This is a genomic window from Mycobacterium paraseoulense (genome assembly GCF_010731655.1).
Taxonomy (GTDB): Bacteria; Actinomycetota; Actinomycetes; order Mycobacteriales; family Mycobacteriaceae; genus Mycobacterium; species Mycobacterium paraseoulense.
In genome coordinates this window covers 2,804,474-2,826,681 of record NZ_AP022619.1, presented here as the reverse complement: position 1 = coordinate 2,826,681, position 22,208 = coordinate 2,804,474, and the positions used below count along the sequence as shown (strand labels likewise).

Here is a 22,208-nt window from a genome sequence, read left to right as displayed (position 1 = left end):
GTGGAACAGCTTTTCGACGACCTGGAGGATTTCGGCGCCTTCGACGATGCGGTCTCCGGCGACGTGCGCGACCCCTACACGGAACTGGCGCGGCTGCGGCGCGAGGAGCCCGTCCAGCGACTGGACGTCTCCGGGATGCCGCACGAGGAATCCAAACCGGTCTTCATCGTCTACCGCCACGAAGAAGCCCAGCAGATGCTGCGCGACAACGAGACATTCTCGTCGGCGGCCGTGATCGCCGCGTTCGGCCCGGTGCTGGGGGAGCGGGTCATGCTCGGCATGGACGAGCCGGTGCACGGCCGGCTGCGGTCACTGGTGTCAAAGGCGTTCTCGCAGAAGGCGCTGGCGCGCTGGGAGGACGAGCTTGTCGGACGGGTGGGCAACAGCCTGATCGACAAGTTCGCGGCGAACGGAAAGGCCGACCTGGTCAAGGAATTCACCTTCGACTACCCGAGTCAGATCATCGCGGGCCTGCTGGGCCTGCCGCAGGACGACTATCCCCAGTTCCAGCGGTGGTCGATCTCGTTGCTGAGTTGGATTCTCAACCCCGAACGCGGCCTGGCCGCCTCGGCCGCGCTCTGCGACTACTTCGCACCCATCCTGCAGGCCCGCCGGGCCGAACCCAAGGATGATCTGATCAGCGCGCTGGCGGAGGCGGAGATCGACGGAGAGAAGCTCGCAGACGAGGAGATCTACTCCTTCCTGCGCCTGCTGCTGCCCGCCGGGGTGGAGACGACGTACCGGTCGTTGGGCAGCCTGCTGCTGGCCCTGCTTTCGGATCCCGCACAGCTGGACGCCATCCGCGCGGACCGGTCGCTGCTGCCGCAGGCCATCGAGGAGGGCGTGCGGTGGGAACCGCCCCTGCTAACCATCACCCGGGTGGCCACCCGCGACACCGAACTCGGCGGGGTGCCGATACCGGAAGGCTCGACGGTGATGCCGATGCTGGGCTCGGCCAACCGCCAGGAAGACCGCTACCCCGATCCGGACAGGTTCGACATCTTCCGGCAGGCCAGGGGACACCTGGGCTGGGGGCATGGGGTGCACGTCTGCCTCGGCATGCACCTGGCGCGGCTGGAAATGCGCACCGCCGTCAACCTTTTACTGGACCGGCTGCCCAACCTGCGGCTGGACCCCGGCGCGGACGACCCGCACATCCGCGGGCAGGTCTTCCGGTCGCCCACCTCGGTGCCGGTGCTGTTCGACCCCCAATGACCAGGCCCCCAGACGTTTGCGCTTGCCAATCGGCTAGTTTCCGGTAAGGCTCTCCATAGCCCCTCCGCGATTCAAAAGAGAGTGACAGATATGACCGAGGCTGTAAAGGTGCGTTTCGAGCCGAAGATGATGATCGACGGCAAGCTCGTCGACGGCCAAGCCGGCACCTTCACCAACATCAACCCCGCCACCGAGGAGCCGCTCGGGGAGGTCGCCGACGCGTCCAAGGAGGACATGCACCGGGCGATCGACGCCGCCCGCCGCGCCTTCGACGAGACCGACTGGTCGACCAACCGCGAGCTGCGCAAGCGCTGCCTGTTGCAGCTGCACGAGGCGATCGAATCGGAGAAGGAAGAGCTGCGCGAGGAGCTGATCCTCGAGGTGGGATCGCCGCGGGCCATCACTTTCGGGCCCCAGCTGGACGCCCCGCTGGAGGACGGGCTGAAGTATCCCGCCCGGTTGATCGACGAGTACGCCTGGGAGACCGACCTGGGGGACAAGGTGATCAGCCTGACCGGCACGCTGACGACCCGCAAGGTGTGGCGCGAGCCGGTGGGCGTCGTCGGCGCGATCGTGCCGTGGAACTTCCCGTTCGAGGTGACCCTCAACAAGCTCGGTCAGGCGCTGGGCACCGGCAACACCGTGGTGCTCAAGCCGGCGCCGAACACCCCGTTCAACGCGACCCGGCTGGGCCGGCTGATCGCCGAGAAGACCGACATCCCCGCGGGTGTCGTGAACGTCGTGACCGCGTCGGATCACTTTGTGGGCGAGGAACTTACCCTCTCGCCCAAGGTCGACCTGATCTCGTTCACCGGCTCGACCGTCGTGGGGCAGCGGATCATGGAAAAGGGCGCCGCGACGATGAAGCGGCTGTTTCTCGAGCTCGGGGGCAAGTCGGCCACCATCGTGTTGGAGGACGCCGACTTCGGCCTGGCGTGCGCGATCGGCATCGCACCGTGCATGCACGCCGGACAGGGCTGCGCGAATCCCACCCGGATGCTGTTGCCGCGGTCGCGCTACGACGAGGGCGTGGAAATCCTGAAGAGCATCTACGAGAACGTCACGTGCGGCGACCCGCAGGACCCGGGAACGCTGTGCGGCCCGGTGATTTCGGAGGTGCAGCGCAACCGCGTGATGGGCTACATCCGCAAGGGCGTCGAAGAGGGCGCGACCGCGCTCGTCGGCGGGCCGGACGCGCCCACCGGCTTCGACAAGGGTTTCTATGTCAGGCCAACGCTTTTCACCGATGTCGACAACTCCATGACCATCGCCCAGGAGGAGATCTTCGGCCCGGTGCTCGCCGTCATCCCGTTCGACGACGAGGAGGACGCGATCCGGATCGCCAACGACAGCAAGTACGGCCTGGCCGGCAACGTGATGTCGGGCTCGCTGGAGCGCTCGCTGGCGGTGGCCCGCCGGATCCGGGCCGGCTTCATGGGCGTCAACGGCGGCGCACCGTACGGCGCCGACACCCCGTTCGGCGGCTACAAGTACAGCGGGGTGGGCCGCCAGAACGGGGTCGCCGGGTTCGACCAGTACACCGAGATCAAATCGGTCGGCTACCCCGCCGGGTGAGGTAAGGAACGGCGGGGCAAGTCAATACGTTCCGGCGTTCCGGCGTTGCGTGTGGACGGTCTGAACGACGCCCGGTTTGACCACCCCGAGTTGTTTGTCTGCTGGGATACCAAAACGGTGGCGCCGTGAAGGACGCGGCCTGCATGCGGAAAAGCCCAACGTCCTGGAAAAAGCGGATTCAATCCCTGGTACAGGCCCTCGGTCAAATGGTCAAATACTCCGATGGATAGTCCACGTTTCGGTTTCACGCTCTCATGGGCACGCTCGCACCGGCCGCTGGTTTCACGGCGGGTCGCCCGCCGCGCCTTCGGCGTGCTAACTCTCCTCGGTGGTTTGAGTCTCACCACGCACGTCGGCGCTGCGCCCGCAGGCGCCATTCCGTTCAACCACGAAGAGCAACAAATCGTTGACGAGTTGCCCTTCGGATTCGCGGGCAATGCCTGCAAACCTTCCAGCGACGCGCCCCCCGGGTCCGTGGCCAGTCTGGACTGCGACCAAAATGCCGGGCTCTCGGCTCCGATGGCCGGGCGCTTCACGCGATTTGCCGACCTGGACTCGATGAACAGTGCTTTCCAGAATGACCTGGCCAGCCGTGGGTCTGACTACGCGCCGGTGCCGTGCCCGGGTGTGGACGGCTCGCCGGGGCGGTGGCACTACACAGCGAGTCCCGGCGAGACCGCCGGCCAGATTTTCTGCGGCACCTTCAAAGGCGCCCCCGATATCGAGTGGACACGGGAAGGGGAACTGTTGCTCCTCAACGTCCACGGCGGTCAGGACCTGAACAGCTTGTTCGGGTGGTGGGACGGGTACGCGAACGCCCGTCCCGCGCCCTACACCCGATGAGACCCGCTGATCCTCCTGGACGGTCTCGTGTCGGGGCGGCATGCACCCGCCGACTCCGATAGGAGCGACCCCGGCAGGCGACCGTCCAACGCGTTGGTTGACAATCGACGGACGATCTTCGTCTGAATTCCACGCGTCAAAGGAGACACACCATGGCTGAAGCCGTCATCGTCGAGGCCGTCCGCTCACCGCTCGGCAAGCGCAACGGCGGGCTGTCCGGGGTGCACCCGGCCGACCTGTCCGCGCAGGTCCTCAACGGGCTGGTCGACAAGGCCGGCATCGACCCGGGAATCGTCGACGACGTCATCTGGGGCTGCGTGATGCAGGCCGGTGAGCAGGCCCTCGACATCGGCCGCACCGCGCTGCTGGCCGCCGGATGGCCCGAGACCGTGCCCGGCGTGACCGTCGACCGCCAGTGCGGGTCGAGCCAGCAGTCCATCCACTTCGCCGCGGCGGGCGTGGTCGCGGGCCACTACGACGTCGTCGTCGCCGGCGGTGTCGAGTCGATGTCACGGACGCCGATGGGTTCGTCGCTGGCCAACGGCGGCAACCCGTACCCCCAGGCTTTCAAGGACCGCTACCACCGGACGCCGAACCAGGGCATCGGTGCCGAAATGATCGCCGAGCAGTGGGGCTTCGACCGCACCGCGCTCGACGAGTTCTCGCTGGGATCACACGAAAAGGCCGCCGCGGCACAAGATTCGGGCGCGTTCGACGACCAGATCGTCGGCATCAAGGATCAGGACGGGAACGTGGTTCTGAAGGACGAGGGTATCCGCCGCGGCACCCCGATGGAGAAGATGGCGTCGCTGAAGCCGGCCTTCAAGGAGGGCGGGGTGATCCACGCGGGCAACTCCTCGCAGATCACCGACGGTTCGGCCGCACTGCTGTTCATGTCGGCAGAGAAGGCCAAGCAACTGGGCCTCACGCCGATCGCCAAGGTGCACACCGCGGTGCTGGCCGGCGCCGACCCGGTGATCATGCTGACGGCGCCCATCCCGGCGACGCAGAAGGCGCTCAAGAAGTCCGGCCTCACCATCGGCGACATCGGGGCCTACGAGGTCAACGAGGCGTTCGCGCCCGTCCCGCTGGCGTGGCTGAAAGACATTGGGGCCGACGAGAAGAAGCTCAACCCCAACGGCGGCGCCATCGCGCTGGGCCACCCGCTCGGCGGCTCAGGTGCGCGGTTGATGACCACGCTGCTTTATCACATGCGGGACAAGGGAATTCGCTACGGCCTGCAGACGATGTGCGAGGGCGGTGGCCAGGCCAACGCCACCATCGTGGAGCTGTTGTGACCGACGCCCCGGTCGACCGGCCGGCGGTGCTGGTCGACCGCCGCGGCAACGTCATGCTGATCACGATCAACCGGCCCGAAGCCCGCAACGCGGTCAACGGCGCCGTCAGCATCGGCGTGGGGGACGCGCTCGACGAGGCGCAGCGCGATCCCGACGTGCGGGCGGTGGTGATCACCGGTGCCGGCGACAAGTCGTTTTGCGCCGGTGCCGACCTCAAGGCGATCTCGCGCCGGGAGAACCTGTATCACCCCGACCACGGGGAGTGGGGGTTCGCCGGCTACGTGCACCACTTCATCGACAAGCCCACCATCGCGGCGGTCAACGGCACCGCGCTGGGCGGCGGCACCGAGCTGGCCCTGGCCAGTGACCTGGTGGTGGCCGACGAGCGGGCCAAGTTCGGCCTGCCGGAGGTCAAACGCGGGCTGATCGCGGCCGCCGGCGGCGTGTTCCGGATCGTGCAGCAGCTGCCGCGCAAGGTGGGGATGGAGCTGCTGCTGACCGGCGAGCCGATCACCGCCGCCGACGCCTTCGAATGGGGCCTGATCAATCAGGTCGTCAAGGAGGGCACGGTCCTCGAGGCCGCGCTCGCCCTGGCCGCGCGGGTGACCGTCAACGCGCCGCTGTCGGTGCAGGCCAGCAAGCGCATCGCCTATGGGGTCGACGACGGCGTCGTCACCGACGAAGAGGCGGGCTGGGCGCGCACGATGGCCGAGATGGGCGTGCTGATCAGGTCCGAAGACGCCAAGGAGGGCCCGCTGGCGTTCGCCGAGAAGCGGGAGCCGGTCTGGAAGGCGCGCTAGCCCCCTTACATCGCCAGGACATTCACCCCGCGCCGGAACGCGCCGGGCAGCAGCGCGCAGGCGGGCACGATGGCACGGCGGGTGACCGCCGGGGCGCTGGCCAGCACCAGGGCCCGGGTGAGTAGTCGGTAGTTGCGGGTAATCCGGTGCCACGCAAGCTCATACGACGCCGGGGACTCGTCGACGATGGCGGCGACGGCGGCGGCCGCTTGTTTGACCGCCAGGCTGATGCCCTCGCCGGTCAGCGCGTCCTCGTACCCGGCCGCGTCCCCCACCAGCAGCACCCGCCCCGCGACCCGCCGGGACACCACCTGCCGCAGCGGGCCGCACCCCCGGGCCGGCCCGGGCGCCGCGCCTGCCAACTGCGGGGCCAGCGAGGGAAACCAGGCCAGGTCGGGCCGGCCGCGCGAGAGGATCGCCACGCCGACCAGGTCCGGTTCCACCGGGGTCACGTACGCCTCACCCCACCGCGACCAGTGCACCTCGACGAATTCCGACCATGCCGGCACCCGGAAATGCCAGCGCACGCCGTAGCGCCGGGGTTTTCCGGCGGTCGCGGTGATTCCGGCGGCCCGCCTGACCTGTGAGTGCAGCCCGTCGGCCGCCACCATCCATTTCGCGCGTACACCGGCGGCCGCCACCCCGTGGGCGTCCTGCTCCACGGTGGTCACCCGCGCCCGAAGCCATTCGACGTCTTGCTCTTTCGCGCGTGCGGCGAGTGCCGCGTGCAAAGTGGTGCGTCGCACGCCCCGGCCCGGCCCGTTGCGAAACCGCGCCTGCGTCCGGCGGTGTTCGCTGACGTAGGCGATCCCGTGGAAGGGCATGCCGGCGGGGTCGACCCCGAGCGACGTCAGCTCGGCCAGCCCGCCTGGCATCAGGCCCTCGCCGCACGCTTTGTCGATGGGACCCTCGCGCGGGTCGGCGACGATCACCGAAAGTCCGTGCCTGCGAGCGTGTAACGCGGTGGCCAGGCCTCCCGGCCCGCCGCCGACGATCAACAGGTCGGTGTCGTAACCGCTCACGTGTAGCCCAGAGCCGAGTTCTCGACCCGCAGCCGCACCCTGAGCAACGCCGCGTTGGCCAGCGTGAAAAGGGCCGCGGTCAGCCACGCCGTGTGCACCAGCGGCAGCGCCAACCCCTCGGCCACCACTGCAACATAGTTCGGGTGGTGCAGCCAGCGGTAGGGACCCTGCCGCACGAGCGGGGCATCCGGCAGCACGATCACCCGGGTGTTCCACCGCCGGCCGAGCGTGGCGATGCACCACCAGCGCAGACCCTGGCTGAGGGCCACCACAGCCAGCATCGGCCAGCCCAGCCACCCGATGAACGGCCGATGCAGCGCCCACGGCTCGACGATGCAGCCGGCCAGCAGCGCGGTGTGGACGAACACCATCACGGGGTAGTGCGGCCGACCAAACTCCTTGGCGCCCTGGGCGAAAGACCACTGCGCGTTCCGGTTGGACACCACCAGCTCCACCACGCGTTCGATGCCGACCGCCAAAACCAGCAGGTAGTACATGTCTCCGCTATCTGTCGACCAGGATCCCGTGTACCGGGTCCACGGTGCCGCGGCCCCGGGGGTTCAACCCCGAGGCCGGGTCACCGCCGCGAGCGTAACGCCAGTGCGACGATCCGGGCCGGATGCCGCGGTGGGGTTACGTACGCCGGGCCCCGCGCCCCCGACCCGCCGAGCTAGTGTCGACGGTATGCGGGTCCTGGTCACCGGTGCCACCGGTTATGTCGGATCGCGCCTGGTCACGGCGTTGCTGGCGGAGCGGCACCACGTCCTGGCCGCCACCCGACACCCCGCGCGTCTCGGGCGGTTCGGATGGTACGGCGACGTCACACCGGTGGCCCTCGACGCCGCGGATCCCGCCTCGATCCGGGCGGCCTTCGCCGCCTCCGGGCCCGTTGACGTGGTGTATTACCTCGTGCACGCCATCGGCCAGCCCGGCTTTCGCGACGCCGACAAGGCCGCGGCCGCGAACCTGGCCGCGGCGGCCCGGGACGCCGGTGTGCGCCGGATCGTCTACCTGGGCGGGTTCGTGCCCGCAGGCGAGGTGCTGTCCGAGCACCTGACAAGCCGGGCCGAGGTCGCCGAGGCCTTGACGGTCCCAGACGGCCCGGAGCTGGTGTGGCTCGGCGCGGCCATGATCATCGGCGCCGGCTCGACCTCGTTCGAGATGATGCGCTACGTCGGCGACCGCTTCCCGCTCATTCCCATACCGAGCTGGATGGACAACCCGATCGACCCGATCTCGATCCGCGATGTCCTGCATTACCTCGTCGCCGCCGCCGACCCCGGCCGGGTTCCGCCCGGGGCGTATGACATCTGTGGCCCGGACACCACGTCCTACCGGGAGCTGCTCAAGACGTACACGCGCATCTCCGGCAGGTGGCACGCCGGGTTGCCGGTCGGCAGGGTCGCCACCGGGCTGGCGTCGCTGATCACCGGCGTCGCCCTGCCGGTGCCGCCGGGTCTGGCGGGGGACCTGGTCGAATCGCTGGACCATCCGATGGTGGCGTCGAAGGGCGACCTTCGCGATCGGGTGCCCGACCCGCCCGGCGGGTTGCTCGGCGTGGGCGACGCCATCGCCCTAGCCTTGGCCGATCAGTCGAACCGCCCGTGCCCCGTCAACGGCCTGGCCGATCCCCATCACCTCGCCGACACCGATCCCGCGTGGGCCGGCGGTGACGTGCGGCGCATCCGCCGCGTCGCGCGCCGGGTCACCCCGCCCATCGCGCGGCCGGCTCTGGGGCTGGTGCGTATGATGCCCGGCCCGCTCGCCGGAGCGCTTCGCACCGGCCTTGACCTCCTGATCGCCCTGACCCCGAAGGTGCACCCCGCATGAGCCAGTCAACCGCTCGGTCCAACACCGGCACGCTGTCCGAGTGGTGGCGCGCGCTCACCAACGTCGCTGTGCCCCATCACGAATCGCCGGCCGTCGTACGTCGCCGGCGCGTCATCGTGACGGTGACGCTGTTGGTCGGCGCGGCGGTGCTGGCGTTCTCGCTGCGGCGCCACCCGGGCGAGTCGAGCTTCTACTGGCTGACCCTGGCGCTGGCGGGTGTGTGGGTCGCCGGCGGGTTCGTCTCCGGTCCGCTGCACCTGGGCGGCATCTGCTGGCGCGGCCGCAATCAACGGCCGGTCATCACCGGGACGACAGTCGGTCTCCTGCTCGGCGGGGTCTTCGTGATCGGCGGGCTGATCGCCCGGGAGATCACGCCGGTGGCGGAGTTGATCACCCGGGTGCTGGAATACGCCAACCACGGCTGGTATCCGGTGATCGTGGCGATCACGCTTGTCAACGGCGTCGCCGAGGAAGTGTTCTTCCGTGGCGCGCTCTACACCGCCCTGGGCCGCTATCACCCCGTCATGATTTCGACCGTCCTCTACACCTGTGCGACGCTGGCCAGCGGCAACCCCATGCTCGGCTTCGCCGCGGTCATCCTGGGGACGGTGTGCGCGTTCGAACGCCGGGCGACCGGCGGTGTCCTGGCGCCGATGCTCACCCACTTGGTGTGGGGGCTGATCATGGTGCTTGCGCTGCCCCCCATGTTCGGCGTCTGACGCCGTTATCGGGCCGAACCGACGACCTCGCGGGCCAGCGCACGCATCGTGGCGGTGTGGACCGGCCGCACGAAGAACCAGTACACCCGCCCCGGGATGCCCCGCGGCAGAAAGATGGACCGCTGGGTGTAGCGGCTGCCGCCACCGTCGCGCGGCGTGACCGCGATCTCGAGCCATTCCCGTCCCGGCGCTCGCTTGGGGGAGCGTAGCCGCAGCAGGGCTCCCGCCTCGCGCTCCTCGACCTTCCAGCCGCCCGCCCGTGAGTTCACGGCGTTCTCCGCCGCCGCCCAGACGGTGGCGGGTTCGGCGGCGATGTCCTCGGTGCGCACGTCGGCGTAGACGATCTCGCCCGCCCAATCCGGATCGGTGGGCAGCGCCTCGGCCGGGTCGGACCGCAACGACGACCACGAGGGTTCCGGGACGCCGTGCGCCGCGCGGTCGAGCGCCAACTCGACGGCGCGGCGGTAGCCGGTCAGCCCGGCGGGCGGGGGCCCGATGATGCTGTCGACCTCGTGGTCGCGCATCACCGCGTCGCACTCCAGCGACTCGATCAGCGGGCGCGCCAGACCGGGCGGGATCGGCGTCACGGTGCCGACCCAGAGGCTGGCGATCGTGGGTGTCAAGAACGGCAGCACGATCAGATAGCGCTTGCCCAGGCCCGCGACGTCGGCGTACACCCGCATCATGTCGCCGTACTCCAACACGTCGGGTCCGCCGATGTCCCAGGTGCGCGACTTGTCCTTTTCTGGCACCGTCGCGGTGGCCGCGGCGACCAGGTAATAGAGCACGTCGCGCACCGCGATCGGCTGAATCTTGTTGTGCACCCATTTCGGGGTGGTCATCACCGGCAACCGGTCGGTGAGGTGCCGGATCATCTCGAACGACGCCGATCCCGAACCGACGACGACGCCCGCCTGCAGCACGATCGTTTCGATGCCCGACGCGATGAGCGCGTCGCCGACGGCCGCCCGCGACTCGAGGTGCGGCGAGAGCTTGCGGCCCTCGGGATGCAGCCCGCTCAGATACACGATGCGCCGCACCCCCGTGCGCCGGGCCGCGGTCACGACGTTGCGGGCCGCGCGCGTCTCCTCGTCGGCGAAATCCTTCGCCGTGCCCATCGAATGAACCAGGTAGTAGACGACGTCGATCCCGTCGAAGGCCGCGATGAGGGAATCGACGTCACCCAGGTCGCCGCGCGCGACCTCCGCCTGCTGCCGCCACGGCACGTCCGCCAGCTTGGCCGGGTTGCGCGCCAGGGCGCGCACCACGTGGCCTTCGTCCAGCAGTCGCGGCACCAGCCGGGCGCCGATGTATCCGGTCGCCCCGGTCACGAGACTGCGAACCTGTCCAGCCATGGCTTCTCCGTTCGTCGTCTTCCAATTATTCGGACCCGACGCGGGGGAGGATTACCGGTGTGGGCCACCGGTAAGCGCCACAGGTCAGCGATCGGTGAACTCGGGCGCGCGGCGCTGCTGGAAAGCCTTTGTGCCCTCGACGAAGTCGTGGGACCGCAGCAGGACGGCCTGGCCGTCGTATTCACGCTGCAACGCCGGATCCAGCTGGGGGAGCGTGGCCGCGTTGATCGCGAGCTTGGTCTTGCCGAACGCGGCGACGGGGCCCGCCAAGAGCCGGGCGATCACCTTGTCGACCTCGGCCTCGAATTCGTCGGCGGGGTAGACGGCGCTGACCAGACCCCAGGACAGCGCCTCGGCGGCCGGGAGGCGGTCGGGCAGCAACGCCATGTGCATCGCCCGGATGCGGCCGACGGCGGCGGCGATCAGCGCGGACGCGCCGCCGTCGGGCATCAGGCCGATCTTGGTGAAGGCGAGCATGAAAAAGGCGCTCTCCGAAGCCAATACGATGTCGGACGCCAACGCCAAGGAGACGCCGACGCCGGCCGCCGGTCCCTGTACCACGGCGACGACCGGGTGCGGCACGGCGGCGATCGCCCGGATCAGCCGGTTGATCTCCAGGACGATCTCGTCCGGCGAGAGCCCGGTCTCGGACACGTCGTCGGCGCTGATCCCCGCCCCGGAGCAGAAGCCGCGGCCCGCGCCGCCGAGGCGCACCAGCTTCACCTCCGGGTCGGTCGCGGCGCGTTCCATCACGTCGGCGATGCCGGTAATCACCGGCACGGTCAGCGAATTGAGGCTGTCGGGGCGGTCGATGGTCACCGCCAACACGCCGTCGGACAGCGTGACGGAAAGGCCTGCGACGGGGGTCAGGGTGTCGATCGCGGATTGCGGCATGGGCTCACCCTAAGTGACCGGGCTGCGCGCCCGCCGTGGGCGGCTGCGAAGATGCCAACAACAACGGGCGTCAGAGCAGACGAAAGGTCGGTGGGTCGTGGCTGGACCGCTGAAGGGACTTCGGGTCGTCGAATTGGCCGGCATCGGGCCGGGTCCGCACGCGGCGATGATCTTGGGGGATCTGGGAGCCGACGTGGTGCGCATCGACCGGCCGTCCAGCGGTCCCGGCGGTGTCGCGAAGGACGCCATGCTGCGCAACCGGCGCGTCCTGACCGTCGACCTCAAGTCCGACGAGGGGCGCTCCGTCGTGCTCCGGCTGGTCGCCAAGGCCGACGTGCTGATCGAGGGATTCCGTCCCGGCGTCACCGAGCGGCTCGGCCTCGGGCCCGAGCAGTGCGCCGAGGTCAACGAGCGGCTGATCTACGCCCGCATGACCGGCTGGGGGCAGGCCGGCCCGCGCAGTCAGCAGGCCGGGCACGACATCAACTACATCTCGCTCAACGGCATCCTGCACGCCATCGGGCGGGCGAACGAGCGGCCGGTGCCGCCGCTGAACCTGGTCGGCGATTTCGGCGGCGGCTCGATGTTCTTACTGGTCGGAATCCTGTCCGCGCTGTGGGAGCGGCAGAACTCCGGCAAGGGGCAGGTGATCGACGCGGCCATGGTCGACGGCTCCAGCGTGCTGATCCAGATGATGTGGGCCATGCGGGGGCTGGGCATGTGGTCGGACGTGCGCGGCACCAACATGCTCGACGGCGGCGCGCCCTATTACGACACCTACGAGTGCGCCGACGGGCGCTATGTCGCCGTCGGCGCGATCGAGCCGCAGTTCTACGCGGCCATGCTCGCCGGGCTGGGTCTGGATGCCGCCAGCTTGCCGGCGCAGAACGACGTCAGCCGCTGGCCCGAGTTGCGCGGGGCGCTGACGGCCGCCTTCGCCGCTCACGACCGCGACCACTGGGCGAAGGTGTTCGCCGACTCCGACGCCTGCGTGACGCCGGTGTTGGCGTTCGGCGAGGTGCACACCGAGCCGCACATCACCGAGCGGAACACCTTCTACGAGGTGGACGGTGGCCTGCAGCCGCTGCCTGCCCCGCGGTTCTCCCGCACCACGCCCGACGTCCCCCGACCGCCGGCCGCGCCGCTGGCCGACGTCGAGGCCGTGCTGACCGACTGGGTATAGTCGCCAACCAACTGGTTGGCTGGACTCGTAAGGGATTCGCGAGGGATTCGCGAGGAAGGATTCGGATGAAGATCAAGGACGCCGTTGCCGTCGTCACCGGGGGCGCCTCGGGCCTGGGCCTGGCGACCACCAAGAGGCTGCTCGACGCCGGCGCGCAGGTGGTGGTGATCGACCTGCGGGGCGAAGAAGCGGTCCAGGAGCTGGGGGAACGCGCCCGTTTCGTGCAGGCCGACGTCACCGACGAGGCCGCGGTCGGCAAGGCGCTGGATACCGCCGAGTCGATGGGCCCGCTGCGCATCAACGTCAACTGCGCGGGCATCGGCAACGCCATCAAGACGCTGTCCAAGGACGGCCCGTTCCCGCTGGACGCGTTCAAGAAGGTCGTCGGGGTCAACCTGATCGGCACGTTCAACGTGTTGCGGCTGGCCGCCGAGCGCATCGCCAAGACGGAGGCCATCGGCCCTGAAGACAAACAAGAGCGCGGCGTCATCATCAACACCGCCTCGGTCGCCGCGTTCGAGGGCCAGATCGGCCAGGCCGCCTACTCGGCGTCCAAGGGCGGTGTGGTCGGCATGACGCTGCCGATCGCGCGCGACCTGTCGCGCGAGCTCATCCGCGTGGTGACGATCGCGCCCGGGTTGTTCAAGACCCCGCTGCTGGGCTCGCTGCCCGAGGAGGCGCAGAAGTCGCTGGGCAAGCAGGTCCCGCACCCGGCCCGGCTCGGTGACCCCGACGAGTACGGCGCGCTCGCGGTCCACATCATCGAGAACCCGATGCTCAACGGCGAGGTCATCCGCCTCGACGGCGCCATCCGCATGGCGCCGCGCTGAGGCCGGTGAACACGAAAGCCCCCCGCGATGAGCGGGGGGCTTTCGTAACGGAAGAAGGTCTATCGGCCTATCGACGGAACCATCGACTGACTGCGGGTTCGGCCATCAACAGCCGTGCGAGCATGCTCATGGTCAGCTCGCCGCTTGCAGTTCTTCGAACTGCTCCGAGGTCTCCCCTTCCACCAGCACATCGCCGTGGTAGAGGGCTTCGAAGTCAACCTTGATGACGTCGGCACTTGTGTCGTCGATCCACATGACACTGAGCGTATGGGCCACCATTAAGGAATCTTTGAGTCACGATTCGGAAAATGGTGGCAATTTACCGACGGGTAGGTTGAGCGCCGTCAAGCGCGGCGTTTAGCCCCGTGACCTGCTTAATCACCGGCCAATTTTCTGGCCGGACTCTTACTGTGTCCGCGGTTTAAAACGCCGCGTTGAACCGAGCAGTGCACGCGGTGCGTGCTTAGGGAGGAATCTGTTTGACGCGTGAAAACTAACGTTTGTTAGGTTGTCGCCGGTTACGCCAGCGGCCAGCGCGACCAGCACCGGCGGTGGGAAGGGCTCGAAATGCTGCAGGGGATCGCCCGCCTGGCCATCGCGGCGCCCCGCCGCATCATCGCCATCGGCGTCCTGGTTTTCGCCGCCGCCGCGATCTTCGGTGTCCCGGTCGCCAAGAGCCTGTCTCCCGGCGGTTTCCAGGATCCCCACTCGGAGTCCGCCCACGCGATCCAGGTGCTGTCCGACAAGTTCGGCCAGAGCGGTCAGCAGATGCTGATCGTCGTGACCGCTCCCGGCGGCAACGACAGCGCACGGGCCCGCGCCGTGGGCACCGACCTGGTCAACCGGCTGAAGAAGTCACCGCTGGTGTACAACGTGTCATCGCCGTGGACGGTCCCCCCGCAAGCGGCCGCCGACTTGGTCAGCCGCGACGGCAAGTCGGGTCTGGTCGTGGTCAACCTCAAGGGCGGCGAGAACTACGCGCAGAGCAACGCCCAAACCGTCGCGGACCAGTTCATCCACGACCGCGGCGGGGTCACGGTTCGCGCCGGCGGCGCTGCCATGCAATACGCCCAGATCAACACCCAGAATCAGGCTGACCTGCTGTTGATGGAGATGATCGCGCTGCCGCTGAGCTTCCTGGTCCTGATCTGGGTGTTCGGCGGTCTGTTGGCGGCGGCGTTGCCGATGGCGCTGGGCGCGCTCGCCGTCGTCGGGTCAATGACCGTGTTGCGGCTGATCACGTTCACCACCGAGGTGTCGATCTTCGCGCTCAACCTGAGCACCGCGCTGGGCCTGGCGCTGGCCATCGACTACACCCTGCTGATCGTCAGCCGGTATCGCGACGAATTGGCTGAGTGCAGCGACCGAGACGAGGCGCTGGTCCGGACCATGGCCACCTCGGGTCGCACGGTGTTGTTCTCCGCGGTCACGGTGGCGTTGTCCATGTCGGCGACCGTGGCGTTTCCGATGTACTTCCTCAAGTCGTTCGCCTACGCCGGCGTGGCCACCGTCGCGTTCGTCGCGACCGCCTCGATCGTGATCACCCCGGCCGCCATCGTGCTGCTGGGCCCCCGACTCGACGCACTGGACGTGCGCCGGCTGATGCGCCGCGTCTTCCGCCGGCCGGAACCGGCGCGCAGGCCCGTCGAGCAGCTGTTCTGGTACCGGTCGAGCAAGCTGGTGATGCGCCGCTGGGCCCCGATCGGGCTGACCGTCGTCGCGCTGCTGCTCCTGCTCGGCCTGCCCTTCATGGGCGTCAAATGGGGTTTCCCGGACGACCGGGTGTTGCCGCGGTCGGCGTCCTCGCACCAGGTCGGTGACCAATTGCGCACCGAGTTCGCGCACGACCCCGCGACGTCCGTGCCGGTGGTCGTCCCCGACGCGCGTGGGTTGAGCCCAGCGGACCTCGCCAGGTACGCCGCCGACTTGTCGCGGGTGCCCGAGGTGGCGGCGGTGGCGGCGCCCGGCGGGACGTTCGTCGGCGGGAACCGGACGGGGCCGCCGGCCGGTCCCACCGGCCTGGCCGACGGCAGCGCCTTCCTGACCGTCAGCAGCACGGCGCCGCTGTTCTCCGGCGCGAACGACGCCCAGCTCAAGCGATTGCATGAGGTGCCAGGGCCGGCCGGTCGGGCCGTCGTGATGGGCGGTGTCGCCCAGGTCAACCGCGACAGCGTCGACGCGGTGACGGACCGCCTTCCGCTGGTGCTCGGGCTGATGGCCGCGATCACCTTTGCGCTGCTGTTCCTGCTCACCGGCAGCGTGCTGCTGCCGGCCAAGGCGCTGGCCTGCAACATCCTGTCGCTCACCGCGGCCTTCGGTGCGCTGGTGTGGATCTTCCAGGACGGGCACCTGGGCGCGCTCGGCACGACGCCGAGCGGGACGCTGGTCGCCAACATGCCCGTGCTGCTGTTCTGCATCGCCTTCGGATTGTCCATGGACTACGAGGTGTTCCTGCTCTCGCGCATCCGCGAGTACTGGCTGGCGTCCGGGGCCGCTCGGCCGGCGAAACCGGGCGCGACGGAGGCCGACGCCGCCAACGACGAGAGCGTGGCGCTCGGTGTGGCCCGCACCGGCCGGGTGATCACGGCGGCCGCGCTGGTGATGTCGATGTCGTTCGCCGCGCTCATCGCCGCCCACGTGTCCTTCATGCGGATGTTCGGCCTCGGCCTGACGCTCGCCGTGCTCGCCGACGCCACCCTGGTGCGGATGGTTGTGGTGCCGGCGTTCATGCATGTGATGGGCCGGTGGAATTGGTGGGCGCCCAAGCCGATGGCGTGGCTGCACGATCGGTTCGGCGTCAGCGAGGGCGGGACCCACGGATACGCTGAGCCGATCCCGCTTGACGGGGGCCGGCTGGGGGAACCCGTACCCAACATCGGCTGACGCGCCGACCGCGTCGGCGGTAAGACCCTATTCTGGGGCCATCCGAATCGGAAGGTTGACCTTGATGACAACGGCGGTGGACAACCCGTTCTTCGCGCGCATCTGGCCCGTCGTCGCCACCCACGAAACCGAGGCCATCCGGGCCCTGCGGCGGGAGAATCTTGCCGGGTTGTCCGGGCGGGTGCTCGAAGTCGGCGCGGGCATCGGTACGAACTTTCCCCACTACCCGGAGTCGGTCCACGAGGTGGTGGCGATGGAGCCGGAGCCGCGGCTGGCGGCCCAGGCCCGCGCCGCGGCGGACGTGGTGCCCGCCCGAGTCGTCGTGACCGGCGAGACGGCCGAGGGGTTCAGCGGCGGCGAGCTGTTCGACGCCGTGGTCTGCTCGCTGGTGTTGTGTTCGGTGCGCGACCCCGACGGCGTGCTGCGACGCCTGTATTCGTTGCTGCGCCCGGGCGGGGAGCTGCGCTACCTCGAGCACGTGGCGAGCGCCGGCGGGCGGGGCCGCCTGCAACGGATCGCCGACGCGACGGTGTGGCCCCGATTGTTCGGCAACTGCCACACCCACCGCGACACCGAGCGCGCGATCGTCGAGGCCGGCTTCGAGGTCGACGTCTCCCGGCGCGAGTTCACGCTGCCGGCGTGGGCACCGATGCCGGTCTCGGAACTGCTGCTGGGCCGCGCCCGCAGGCCGTAGCTCGCGGGCTACGTCAGCAGGGCGGGCAGCCGCTGCAGCAACCCGGGCAGCGCCTCGCCGGCGGTCTCGCGGATGCTGATCGTGGCGTTCCTGGACAGTGGGGTGACTTCGGGATTGACCTCGATGACGGCGGTCCCGCGGGACAGCGCCAGCTCGGCCAGCCCGGCCGCCGGATAGACGATCGCCGAGGTGCCGACCACCACCATCACATCGGCGGCCTCGGTCGCCTCGACGGCGCTCTGCCACGGCTCGTCGGGCAACGGCTCACCGAACCACACGATGTCGGGCCGGATCAGGCCGCCGCAGTGACAGACCGGCGGCTCGACCTCGAGCATCGGTTCGGGCATCTCGGGCAGCGCGCCGGTGTAGGGCATACCGCAACGGTCGCAACGGAATTCGAACAGGCTGCCGTGCAGGTGGTGCACCGGCATGCTCCCGGCGCGCTCGTGCAGGTCGTCGACGTTCTGGGTGATGACGCTGACTTCGGCGCCGTCTTGCCAGGCGGCGATGGCGCGGTGCCCGACGTTGGGCGCGACGTCGGCCACCAGGTAGTGACGCCACAGGTACCAACCCCAGACCCGCTCGGGATTGTCGCGCCACCCCTGGGTGCTGGACAGCTCGTAGGGGTCGAACCGGGCCCACAATCCGTTCTTGTCGTCGCGGAAGGTCGGCACCCCGCTCTCCGCGGAGATTCCCGCGCCGCTCAGCACCGTTACTCGCATCCCACAAAGATAGCCGTGCTTGGGACATACTGAAGACGTGGAGCTGCGGGATTTGCTGAAGGTCGACGTGAAGGCGGGCAAACCGCTGTTCGACCAGCTCAGGACCCAGGTCATCGACGGCGTTCGCGCCGGCGCGCTGCCGCCCGGGACCCGGCTCCCCACGGTGCGCGACCTGGCCGGCCAGCTGGGCGTCGCGGCGAACACCGTGGCCCGCGCCTATCGGGAACTCGAGTCGGCGGCGATCGTCGAAACCCGTGGGCGCTTCGGCACTTTCATCTCCCGCTTCGACCCGACCGACGCCGCGATGGCGGCCGCCGCCAAGGAGTACGTCGAGGTGGCGCGGGCGCTGGGGCTCACCAAGTCCGACGCGATGCGCTACCTGACCAACGTGCCGGACGACTGAGCGCGCCTGGCGCGCCGTGCTTTACCGCAACACCTTGGCCAGCGTGCGCAGGTTGCGTGTCGTGGTCGACGACTTGTAGCGCGGCTTGCCCATCGTCTTGCCGATCGTGCTGTCCAGGGTGCCGCCCTTGGGTACCTGCCAATAGATGACGCCCGCGCCGACGCCGATCCTCTCGTGCGGGCCCGCGCCCTCGCCCAGCGTGGCGAGTTCGTCGAGCACCGCTTTGTCGGCGACGAACGTGACGTAGGACTGGTAGCCGTCGACCTCGGGCTCGAACGGGTAGGCGTCGACGACGGCGCGCACCGTTGCGAGGTCGTACACCAGCACCCACGCGTCGTAGCCGAACCTCTCCCGCAGGGTGGCTTCCGCTTTCTTGCGCACCGCCGCCGCGCCGCCGGATGACTCCAGCACGACGTTGCCGCTGGCCAGGATGGTGCGCACGTGGGTGAATCCCGCGCCGGTCAACGCGCGCGCCACCTCGGCCATCTTGAGGTTGACGCCGCCGACGTTGACGCCGCGCAGGAACGCCGCGTATTCGGTCATGGTCCGATTCCACCAGGGCGGTCCGCGCGGGCGCGATCCGGGACCGGTCGCTGGACCCGCGACGTAGGCTTTCGACATGGGACGCCAAGTGTTCGACGACAAGCTGCTGGCCGTGATCAGTGGAAACTCACTGGGAGTGCTGGCCACCATCAAACGCGACGGGCGCCCCCAGCTGTCGAACGTGAGCTACCACTTCGACCCGCGGGACCTGGCCGTGCGGGTGTCGATCACCGAGCCCCGGGCCAAGACCCGCAACCTGCGCCGCGATCCCCGGGCGTCCATCCTGGTCGATGCCGACGACGGGTGGTCGTATGCGGTGGCCGAGGGCACCGCGATCCTGACGCCGCCCGCGGCCGCCCCCGGCGACGACACCGTCGAGGCGTTGATTGCCTTGTACCGCAACATCGCCGGCGAACACCCGGATTGGGACGAATACCGCCAGGCGATGGTCACCGATCGGCGGGTGTTGCTGACGTTGCCGATCTCGCATGTCTACGGCATGCCGCCCGGGGTGCGTTAGCCGCCCGATTCCCGCGGCCGCGGGCTAGGCTGCCGGTATGGCTGAACCCAAGTCTTCCGAGGCGCCGGAATCGGACGACGACACCAAGCGCAAGTTCCGTGAGGCCCTCGACCGCAAGATGGCCAGGTCGTCGGGCACGACCGACCACAAGAACGGTGGCGGCAAGCAGTCACGTGCGCACGGCCCGGTGGAGAACCGCCGCGAATTCCGCCGCAAGAGCGGATAGATCCTTCCGTAAGTCGTTGCGCGCCAAGACTTACGTTGCATCCCCGGTTCAGACCTGGGGCGGCGTGAACAGGCTTATCGACGGGTCGGCCTGACCGGGTGCGCCGCGCAGGCTTCCCCGGGTGCTGGGGTGTCCGAAGTCCACTTGCGACGGGTCGTTCTGGTAGGCCCAGTCCGCCACGATGGTGCGTCGAAGGAACTTCCAGCGCCCGTCGTGTCTGGCGTAGCTGTCCAGGTACCGGCCGCCGATGATGACGTCCACGTCGTGTTCGGGACCGGCGAACGTGTGGAACACCAGGCAGTAGATCTCACCGCGGGCGGTGTCGTCCTCGACCACGAAGTTCGTCGTGGTGATGTTGTGTTGGGAGACACGCACATACGGTTCCGCCGCCTGTAGCTGCGCGATGAACTGATCGACGCCGCCGCTCGAGAACGACCCGTGCGAGTCGGTCGCCTCGGGGTGGTACAGGTCGCGAAGCGCCGCATAGTCGGCGCGGTCGACGGCGCGGCAATAGGCGGTGACGAGGGCATGCAGTTCGTCGCGGGCCAGCATCAGCGCCAATCGGGCCTCATCCACCACCAGGTCACGATAACGCGGTGGTTATGTGCTGGCCGTTGCCGCCGTCGGTGTGAGTAGTCTGTCGAACACAGACGCGTCGGTCTTAGGCTGTTCAGCGGAAAGGTTGGTCGTTGACGGTGAAACTTTGGCTCGCTCAAGACCCGGAGGCCGACGCGCTGCTGGACGAGGACCCGTTGGCCCTGCTCATCGGGATGGTTCTGGACCAGCAGGTGCCTTTCGAGACGGCCTTCGCCGGACCGAAGAAGATCGCGGACCGGATGGGCCGCTTCGGCGCCCATGAAATCGCCGAGTACGACCCCGACAAGTTCGCCGCGTTGTGCTCGGAAAGGCCTGCGATACATCGCTTTCCGGGATCGATGGCCAAGCGGATCCAGGCTTTGGCGCAGATCATCGTGGACCGCTACGACGGCGACGCCGCCGGCCTGTGGACCGCCGGCGACCCGGATGGCGCCGAGCTGCTGCGGCGCATCAAGGGGTTGCCCGGTTTCGGCGAGGTCAAGGCGCAGATCTTCCTGGCGTTGCTGGGCAAGCAGTACGGCGTCACCCCGAAAGGCTGGCGCGCGGCGGCCGGGCAGTTCGGCAAGGACGGCACGCACATCTCCGTCGCCGACATCGTCGACGCCCAATCGATGGGCAAAGTCCGGTCCTACAAGAAGCAGATGAAGGCAGCAGCCAAGACGGCGAAGTAGCTGGGTGACCAGAAGGGAAGGGCGGCAACGTGAAGACACACCTGACGTGTCCGTGCGGGGAAGCCATCGTCGGCAAGGATGAGGACGAGCTGGTCGAGCTGACCCAGGCTCATCTCGCCAGCGATCATCCGGGCCTCGAGTACGACCGCGACGCGATCCTGTTCATGGCGTACTAGCCGTTCGTCCGACGCGAGCGCGCGTGGCCCCGGTGGGGAACACGCGCGCTCAGGCAGGCAACAGTGGTGGCCCTACGGCACCACCGTGGAGCCGATGGTGGGCATGAACTGGCACTGCTTTTCCTTGGTGGTGACCTGCCCGAAAATGGTCGACATGATGCTGCCGGACCCGGTGTCGGCGATCGCGGTCAGCGTCGTCGGCCCGTCGGCGTTGATGTCGGTGCGCGGCTTGAGCGCGACCGTCCCCGACTTGCCCGTCGTCAGGTTCACCCACGTGACGTTCAACGGCAGCTTCTGCACCTCGGCGGGTCCGGGGGTGCCGACGGCGGTGAACACGTAGGCGGTCTGCCCGGGACCCGGGCCGGGCGTCGGGATCTTCGCCGGACCCGCCACCGACAGCGCGGTGGCGATCGCGGTGGTGCCGTCCGCCAGGCAATTGGTGCCGATCGAGGGATACATGAAGTCCTGGGTGGGCGGAGCATCGGGGCCGAATCCCGGAGCCGCCGCCGGTGCGGCGGCGGGCGCGGGAGCCGGCGCGGCGTCGGGCGCCGGGGTGGCGGCCGGTGCCGCCTCGGCGGGCGCCGGGGGTACCGGTGCGGGCGCCGCGACGGGAGCGATGGTGCCGGGCGCAGGCGCGGACGCGGGTGGGGCCGCGACCGGTCCCGGACCGGCGGCGTGTACGGGGTCGATGCCGGCCGGCAGGTGCGACTGGGCGCTCGGTTCGACGCCCGAGGCCGGCGGGGCCGCGACCGGTCCCGGACCGGCCGCGTGTGCGGGGTCGATGCCGGTCGGCAGGTGCGACTGGGCGCCCGGTTCGACGCCCGCCGCAGGCACGTGCGGCACGGGCGAGCCGTCCGGCAGGGCGGCGCCGGGCTCGGCCAGGAACTGGTTCACCGACGCGGCCACGTTCCGGGACTCGGTGGGGGCGCCCTGGTTGTGACTGAAAGCTTGCGCTGCGGCCATGAGCAGCTGGGTCGCCTGCCCGGGATTGCCGGCCGCTTGCTGAATGATCGGGCTCAGCTGCGATAGCGCCGGCAGGCCCGGGAGTTCTTGGGTCGAGCTCGGTTGCGGTGCCGCCGGGTCGGCTGCCGCGCTCGGGCAGAACCCGAACGCGGCAGCCGATGCCGTGACGACAGCGGCCAATCCTTTGGACAGATTCCAACTGGTTGCCACGGTGCGTCCTCCGGTCATTAGGTAGTGGCTGGCTTT

25 protein-coding genes are annotated in these 22,208 nt (G+C 69.1%); 16 read left to right on the top strand and 9 right to left on the bottom strand.

Annotated elements, in window-relative coordinates; genetic code table 11:
- From G6N51_RS12905 to G6N51_RS12885, 5 genes are all read left to right on the top strand, one after another.
- Nucleotides 1-1,215 carry a cytochrome P450 gene (locus G6N51_RS12905; protein ID WP_083172147.1) on the top strand — a complete coding sequence of 405 codons (1,215 nt, stop codon included), beginning with the start codon at nucleotides 1-3 and terminating at the stop codon, nucleotides 1,213-1,215.
- Nucleotides 1,216-1,305: 90 nt separating this feature from the next.
- Nucleotides 1,306-2,790 (top strand): aldehyde dehydrogenase family protein, encoded by a 1,485-nt coding sequence (locus G6N51_RS12900; protein WP_083172146.1) that lies wholly within the window; start codon nucleotides 1,306-1,308, stop codon nucleotides 2,788-2,790.
- Nucleotides 2,791-3,123: 333 nt separating this feature from the next.
- Nucleotides 3,124-3,633, top strand: coding sequence for a hypothetical protein (locus tag G6N51_RS12895; protein ID WP_083172145.1), 510 nt, complete (start codon nucleotides 3,124-3,126; stop codon nucleotides 3,631-3,633).
- Nucleotides 3,634-3,785: 152 nt separating this feature from the next.
- The gene (locus G6N51_RS12890) at nucleotides 3,786-4,931 is read left to right on the top strand and encodes a thiolase family protein (protein ID WP_083172144.1); all 1,146 of its coding nucleotides are present in this window, start codon (nucleotides 3,786-3,788) and stop codon (nucleotides 4,929-4,931) included.
- The gene (locus G6N51_RS12885; protein ID WP_083172143.1) at nucleotides 4,928-5,731 is read left to right on the top strand and encodes a crotonase/enoyl-CoA hydratase family protein; all 804 of its coding nucleotides are present in this window, start codon (nucleotides 4,928-4,930) and stop codon (nucleotides 5,729-5,731) included. Before G6N51_RS12890 ends, G6N51_RS12885 begins: the two co-directional genes overlap by 4 nt.
- A gap of 5 nt (nucleotides 5,732-5,736) precedes the next feature.
- On the opposite strand, the gene G6N51_RS12880 is transcribed toward G6N51_RS12885, so the two are convergent.
- On the bottom strand, nucleotides 5,737-6,753 hold the full coding sequence (locus G6N51_RS12880) for an NAD(P)/FAD-dependent oxidoreductase (protein WP_083172142.1): 1,017 nt from the start codon (nucleotides 6,751-6,753) through the stop codon (nucleotides 5,737-5,739).
- Nucleotides 6,750-7,250: an isoprenylcysteine carboxyl methyltransferase family protein gene (locus G6N51_RS12875; protein WP_083172141.1), complete on the bottom strand. Its 501-nt coding sequence runs from the start codon at nucleotides 7,248-7,250 to the stop codon at nucleotides 6,750-6,752. Before G6N51_RS12875 ends, G6N51_RS12880 begins: the two co-directional genes overlap by 4 nt.
- 187 nt (nucleotides 7,251-7,437) lie before the next feature.
- Here G6N51_RS12875 and G6N51_RS12870 point away from each other — a divergent pair, with 187 nt between their 5' ends.
- Together G6N51_RS12870 and G6N51_RS12865 are read left to right on the top strand one after the other, a co-directional pair.
- Nucleotides 7,438-8,583 (top strand): NAD(P)H-binding protein, encoded by a 1,146-nt coding sequence (locus G6N51_RS12870; RefSeq protein ID WP_083172140.1) that lies wholly within the window; start codon nucleotides 7,438-7,440, stop codon nucleotides 8,581-8,583.
- Nucleotides 8,580-9,302: a CPBP family intramembrane glutamic endopeptidase gene (locus G6N51_RS12865; protein ID WP_083172139.1), complete on the top strand. Its 723-nt coding sequence runs from the start codon at nucleotides 8,580-8,582 to the stop codon at nucleotides 9,300-9,302. Before G6N51_RS12870 ends, G6N51_RS12865 begins: the two co-directional genes overlap by 4 nt.
- A 5-nt stretch (nucleotides 9,303-9,307) precedes the next feature.
- Here G6N51_RS12865 and G6N51_RS12860 read toward each other — a convergent pair whose 3' ends face one another.
- Nucleotides 9,308-10,657 carry a DUF2867 domain-containing protein gene (locus tag G6N51_RS12860; protein WP_083172138.1) on the bottom strand — a complete coding sequence of 450 codons (1,350 nt, stop codon included), beginning with the start codon at nucleotides 10,655-10,657 and terminating at the stop codon, nucleotides 9,308-9,310.
- A gap of 84 nt (nucleotides 10,658-10,741) precedes the next feature.
- Nucleotides 10,742-11,551: an enoyl-CoA hydratase gene (locus tag G6N51_RS12855; protein WP_083172137.1), complete on the bottom strand. Its 810-nt coding sequence runs from the start codon at nucleotides 11,549-11,551 to the stop codon at nucleotides 10,742-10,744.
- Between the two features lie 97 nt (nucleotides 11,552-11,648).
- On the opposite strand from G6N51_RS12855, the gene G6N51_RS12850 reads away from it, so the two are divergent.
- Nucleotides 11,649-12,734 carry a CaiB/BaiF CoA transferase family protein gene (locus G6N51_RS12850; protein WP_083172136.1) on the top strand — a complete coding sequence of 362 codons (1,086 nt, stop codon included), beginning with the start codon at nucleotides 11,649-11,651 and terminating at the stop codon, nucleotides 12,732-12,734.
- A gap of 65 nt (nucleotides 12,735-12,799) precedes the next feature.
- Nucleotides 12,800-13,564 (top strand): 3-hydroxyacyl-CoA dehydrogenase, encoded by a 765-nt coding sequence (locus tag G6N51_RS12845; RefSeq protein ID WP_083172135.1) that lies wholly within the window; start codon nucleotides 12,800-12,802, stop codon nucleotides 13,562-13,564.
- A gap of 132 nt (nucleotides 13,565-13,696) precedes the next feature.
- Here G6N51_RS12845 and G6N51_RS29440 read toward each other — a convergent pair whose 3' ends face one another.
- Nucleotides 13,697-13,819 carry a hypothetical protein gene (locus tag G6N51_RS29440; protein ID WP_085981634.1) on the bottom strand — a complete coding sequence of 41 codons (123 nt, stop codon included), beginning with the start codon at nucleotides 13,817-13,819 and terminating at the stop codon, nucleotides 13,697-13,699.
- Between the two features lie 312 nt (nucleotides 13,820-14,131).
- Here G6N51_RS29440 and G6N51_RS12840 point away from each other — a divergent pair, with 312 nt between their 5' ends.
- Together G6N51_RS12840 and G6N51_RS12835 are read left to right on the top strand one after the other, a co-directional pair.
- Nucleotides 14,132-16,447: an MMPL family transporter gene (locus tag G6N51_RS12840; protein WP_083172134.1), complete on the top strand. Its 2,316-nt coding sequence runs from the start codon at nucleotides 14,132-14,134 to the stop codon at nucleotides 16,445-16,447.
- Between the two features lie 64 nt (nucleotides 16,448-16,511).
- Nucleotides 16,512-17,141, top strand: coding sequence for a class I SAM-dependent methyltransferase (locus G6N51_RS12835; protein ID WP_083172133.1), 630 nt, complete (start codon nucleotides 16,512-16,514; stop codon nucleotides 17,139-17,141).
- Between the two features lie 8 nt (nucleotides 17,142-17,149).
- On the opposite strand, the gene G6N51_RS12830 is transcribed toward G6N51_RS12835, so the two are convergent.
- Nucleotides 17,150-17,863 carry an NAD-dependent deacylase gene (locus G6N51_RS12830; RefSeq protein WP_083172132.1) on the bottom strand — a complete coding sequence of 238 codons (714 nt, stop codon included), beginning with the start codon at nucleotides 17,861-17,863 and terminating at the stop codon, nucleotides 17,150-17,152.
- A gap of 37 nt (nucleotides 17,864-17,900) precedes the next feature.
- Here G6N51_RS12830 and G6N51_RS12825 point away from each other — a divergent pair, with 37 nt between their 5' ends.
- Nucleotides 17,901-18,266, top strand: a complete 366-nt coding sequence (locus G6N51_RS12825) for a GntR family transcriptional regulator (protein WP_067277218.1) — start codon at nucleotides 17,901-17,903, stop codon at nucleotides 18,264-18,266.
- A 21-nt stretch (nucleotides 18,267-18,287) separates the two neighbouring features.
- Here G6N51_RS12825 and G6N51_RS12820 read toward each other — a convergent pair whose 3' ends face one another.
- Nucleotides 18,288-18,809: a DUF1697 domain-containing protein gene (locus tag G6N51_RS12820; protein ID WP_083172131.1), complete on the bottom strand. Its 522-nt coding sequence runs from the start codon at nucleotides 18,807-18,809 to the stop codon at nucleotides 18,288-18,290.
- Nucleotides 18,810-18,885: 76 nt separating this feature from the next.
- Here G6N51_RS12820 and G6N51_RS12815 point away from each other — a divergent pair, with 76 nt between their 5' ends.
- The gene (locus G6N51_RS12815; RefSeq protein ID WP_083172130.1) at nucleotides 18,886-19,329 is read left to right on the top strand and encodes a PPOX class F420-dependent oxidoreductase; all 444 of its coding nucleotides are present in this window, start codon (nucleotides 18,886-18,888) and stop codon (nucleotides 19,327-19,329) included.
- Nucleotides 19,330-19,366: 37 nt separating this feature from the next.
- Complete coding sequence (locus G6N51_RS12810; protein WP_083172129.1) at nucleotides 19,367-19,555, top strand: DUF5302 domain-containing protein; 189 nt, start codon at nucleotides 19,367-19,369, stop codon at nucleotides 19,553-19,555.
- 48 nt (nucleotides 19,556-19,603) lie between these two features.
- On the opposite strand, the gene G6N51_RS12805 is transcribed toward G6N51_RS12810, so the two are convergent.
- The gene (locus G6N51_RS12805) at nucleotides 19,604-20,137 is read right to left on the bottom strand and encodes a nuclear transport factor 2 family protein (RefSeq protein ID WP_083172128.1); all 534 of its coding nucleotides are present in this window, start codon (nucleotides 20,135-20,137) and stop codon (nucleotides 19,604-19,606) included.
- Between the two features lie 113 nt (nucleotides 20,138-20,250).
- Between G6N51_RS12805 and G6N51_RS12800 the strand changes: the two genes are divergently transcribed.
- On the top strand, nucleotides 20,251-20,823 hold the full coding sequence (locus G6N51_RS12800) for an HhH-GPD-type base excision DNA repair protein (protein ID WP_083172127.1): 573 nt from the start codon (nucleotides 20,251-20,253) through the stop codon (nucleotides 20,821-20,823).
- A 29-nt stretch (nucleotides 20,824-20,852) separates the two neighbouring features.
- Nucleotides 20,853-20,999: a DUF1059 domain-containing protein gene (locus G6N51_RS12795; protein ID WP_067277197.1), complete on the top strand. Its 147-nt coding sequence runs from the start codon at nucleotides 20,853-20,855 to the stop codon at nucleotides 20,997-20,999.
- Nucleotides 21,000-21,071: 72 nt separating this feature from the next.
- Here G6N51_RS12795 and G6N51_RS12790 read toward each other — a convergent pair whose 3' ends face one another.
- Nucleotides 21,072-22,190 carry an Rv1157c family protein gene (locus G6N51_RS12790; RefSeq protein WP_142274979.1) on the bottom strand — a complete coding sequence of 373 codons (1,119 nt, stop codon included), beginning with the start codon at nucleotides 22,188-22,190 and terminating at the stop codon, nucleotides 21,072-21,074.
- Nucleotides 22,191-22,208 lie beyond the last annotated feature (18 nt).

What these genes read in the sequence shown, in the direction of transcription:
- G6N51_RS29440 (WP_085981634.1), bottom strand. Translation starts at nt 13,819, where the DNA reads ATGTGGATCGACGACACAAGTGCCGACGTCATCAAGGTTGACTTCGAA.
- G6N51_RS12815 (WP_083172130.1), top strand. Translation starts at nt 18,886, where the DNA reads ATGGGACGCCAAGTGTTCGACGACAAGCTGCTGGCCGTGATCAGTGGA.
- G6N51_RS12875 (WP_083172141.1), bottom strand. Translation starts at nt 7,250, where the DNA reads ATGTACTACCTGCTGGTTTTGGCGGTCGGCATCGAACGCGTGGTGGAG.
- G6N51_RS12790 (WP_142274979.1), bottom strand. Translation starts at nt 22,190, where the DNA reads ATGACCGGAGGACGCACCGTGGCAACCAGTTGGAATCTGTCCAAAGGA.
- G6N51_RS12840 (WP_083172134.1), top strand. Translation starts at nt 14,132, where the DNA reads ATGCTGCAGGGGATCGCCCGCCTGGCCATCGCGGCGCCCCGCCGCATC.
- G6N51_RS12900 (WP_083172146.1), top strand. Translation starts at nt 1,306, where the DNA reads ATGACCGAGGCTGTAAAGGTGCGTTTCGAGCCGAAGATGATGATCGAC.
- G6N51_RS12855 (WP_083172137.1), bottom strand. Translation starts at nt 11,551, where the DNA reads ATGCCGCAATCCGCGATCGACACCCTGACCCCCGTCGCAGGCCTTTCC.
- G6N51_RS12870 (WP_083172140.1), top strand. Translation starts at nt 7,438, where the DNA reads ATGCGGGTCCTGGTCACCGGTGCCACCGGTTATGTCGGATCGCGCCTG.
- G6N51_RS12860 (WP_083172138.1), bottom strand. Translation starts at nt 10,657, where the DNA reads ATGGCTGGACAGGTTCGCAGTCTCGTGACCGGGGCGACCGGATACATC.
- G6N51_RS12890 (WP_083172144.1), top strand. Translation starts at nt 3,786, where the DNA reads ATGGCTGAAGCCGTCATCGTCGAGGCCGTCCGCTCACCGCTCGGCAAG.
- G6N51_RS12810 (WP_083172129.1), top strand. Translation starts at nt 19,367, where the DNA reads ATGGCTGAACCCAAGTCTTCCGAGGCGCCGGAATCGGACGACGACACC.
- G6N51_RS12845 (WP_083172135.1), top strand. Translation starts at nt 12,800, where the DNA reads ATGAAGATCAAGGACGCCGTTGCCGTCGTCACCGGGGGCGCCTCGGGC.
- G6N51_RS12865 (WP_083172139.1), top strand. Translation starts at nt 8,580, where the DNA reads ATGAGCCAGTCAACCGCTCGGTCCAACACCGGCACGCTGTCCGAGTGG.
- G6N51_RS12835 (WP_083172133.1), top strand. Translation starts at nt 16,512, where the DNA reads ATGACAACGGCGGTGGACAACCCGTTCTTCGCGCGCATCTGGCCCGTC.
- G6N51_RS12830 (WP_083172132.1), bottom strand. Translation starts at nt 17,863, where the DNA reads ATGCGAGTAACGGTGCTGAGCGGCGCGGGAATCTCCGCGGAGAGCGGG.
- G6N51_RS12820 (WP_083172131.1), bottom strand. Translation starts at nt 18,809, where the DNA reads ATGACCGAATACGCGGCGTTCCTGCGCGGCGTCAACGTCGGCGGCGTC.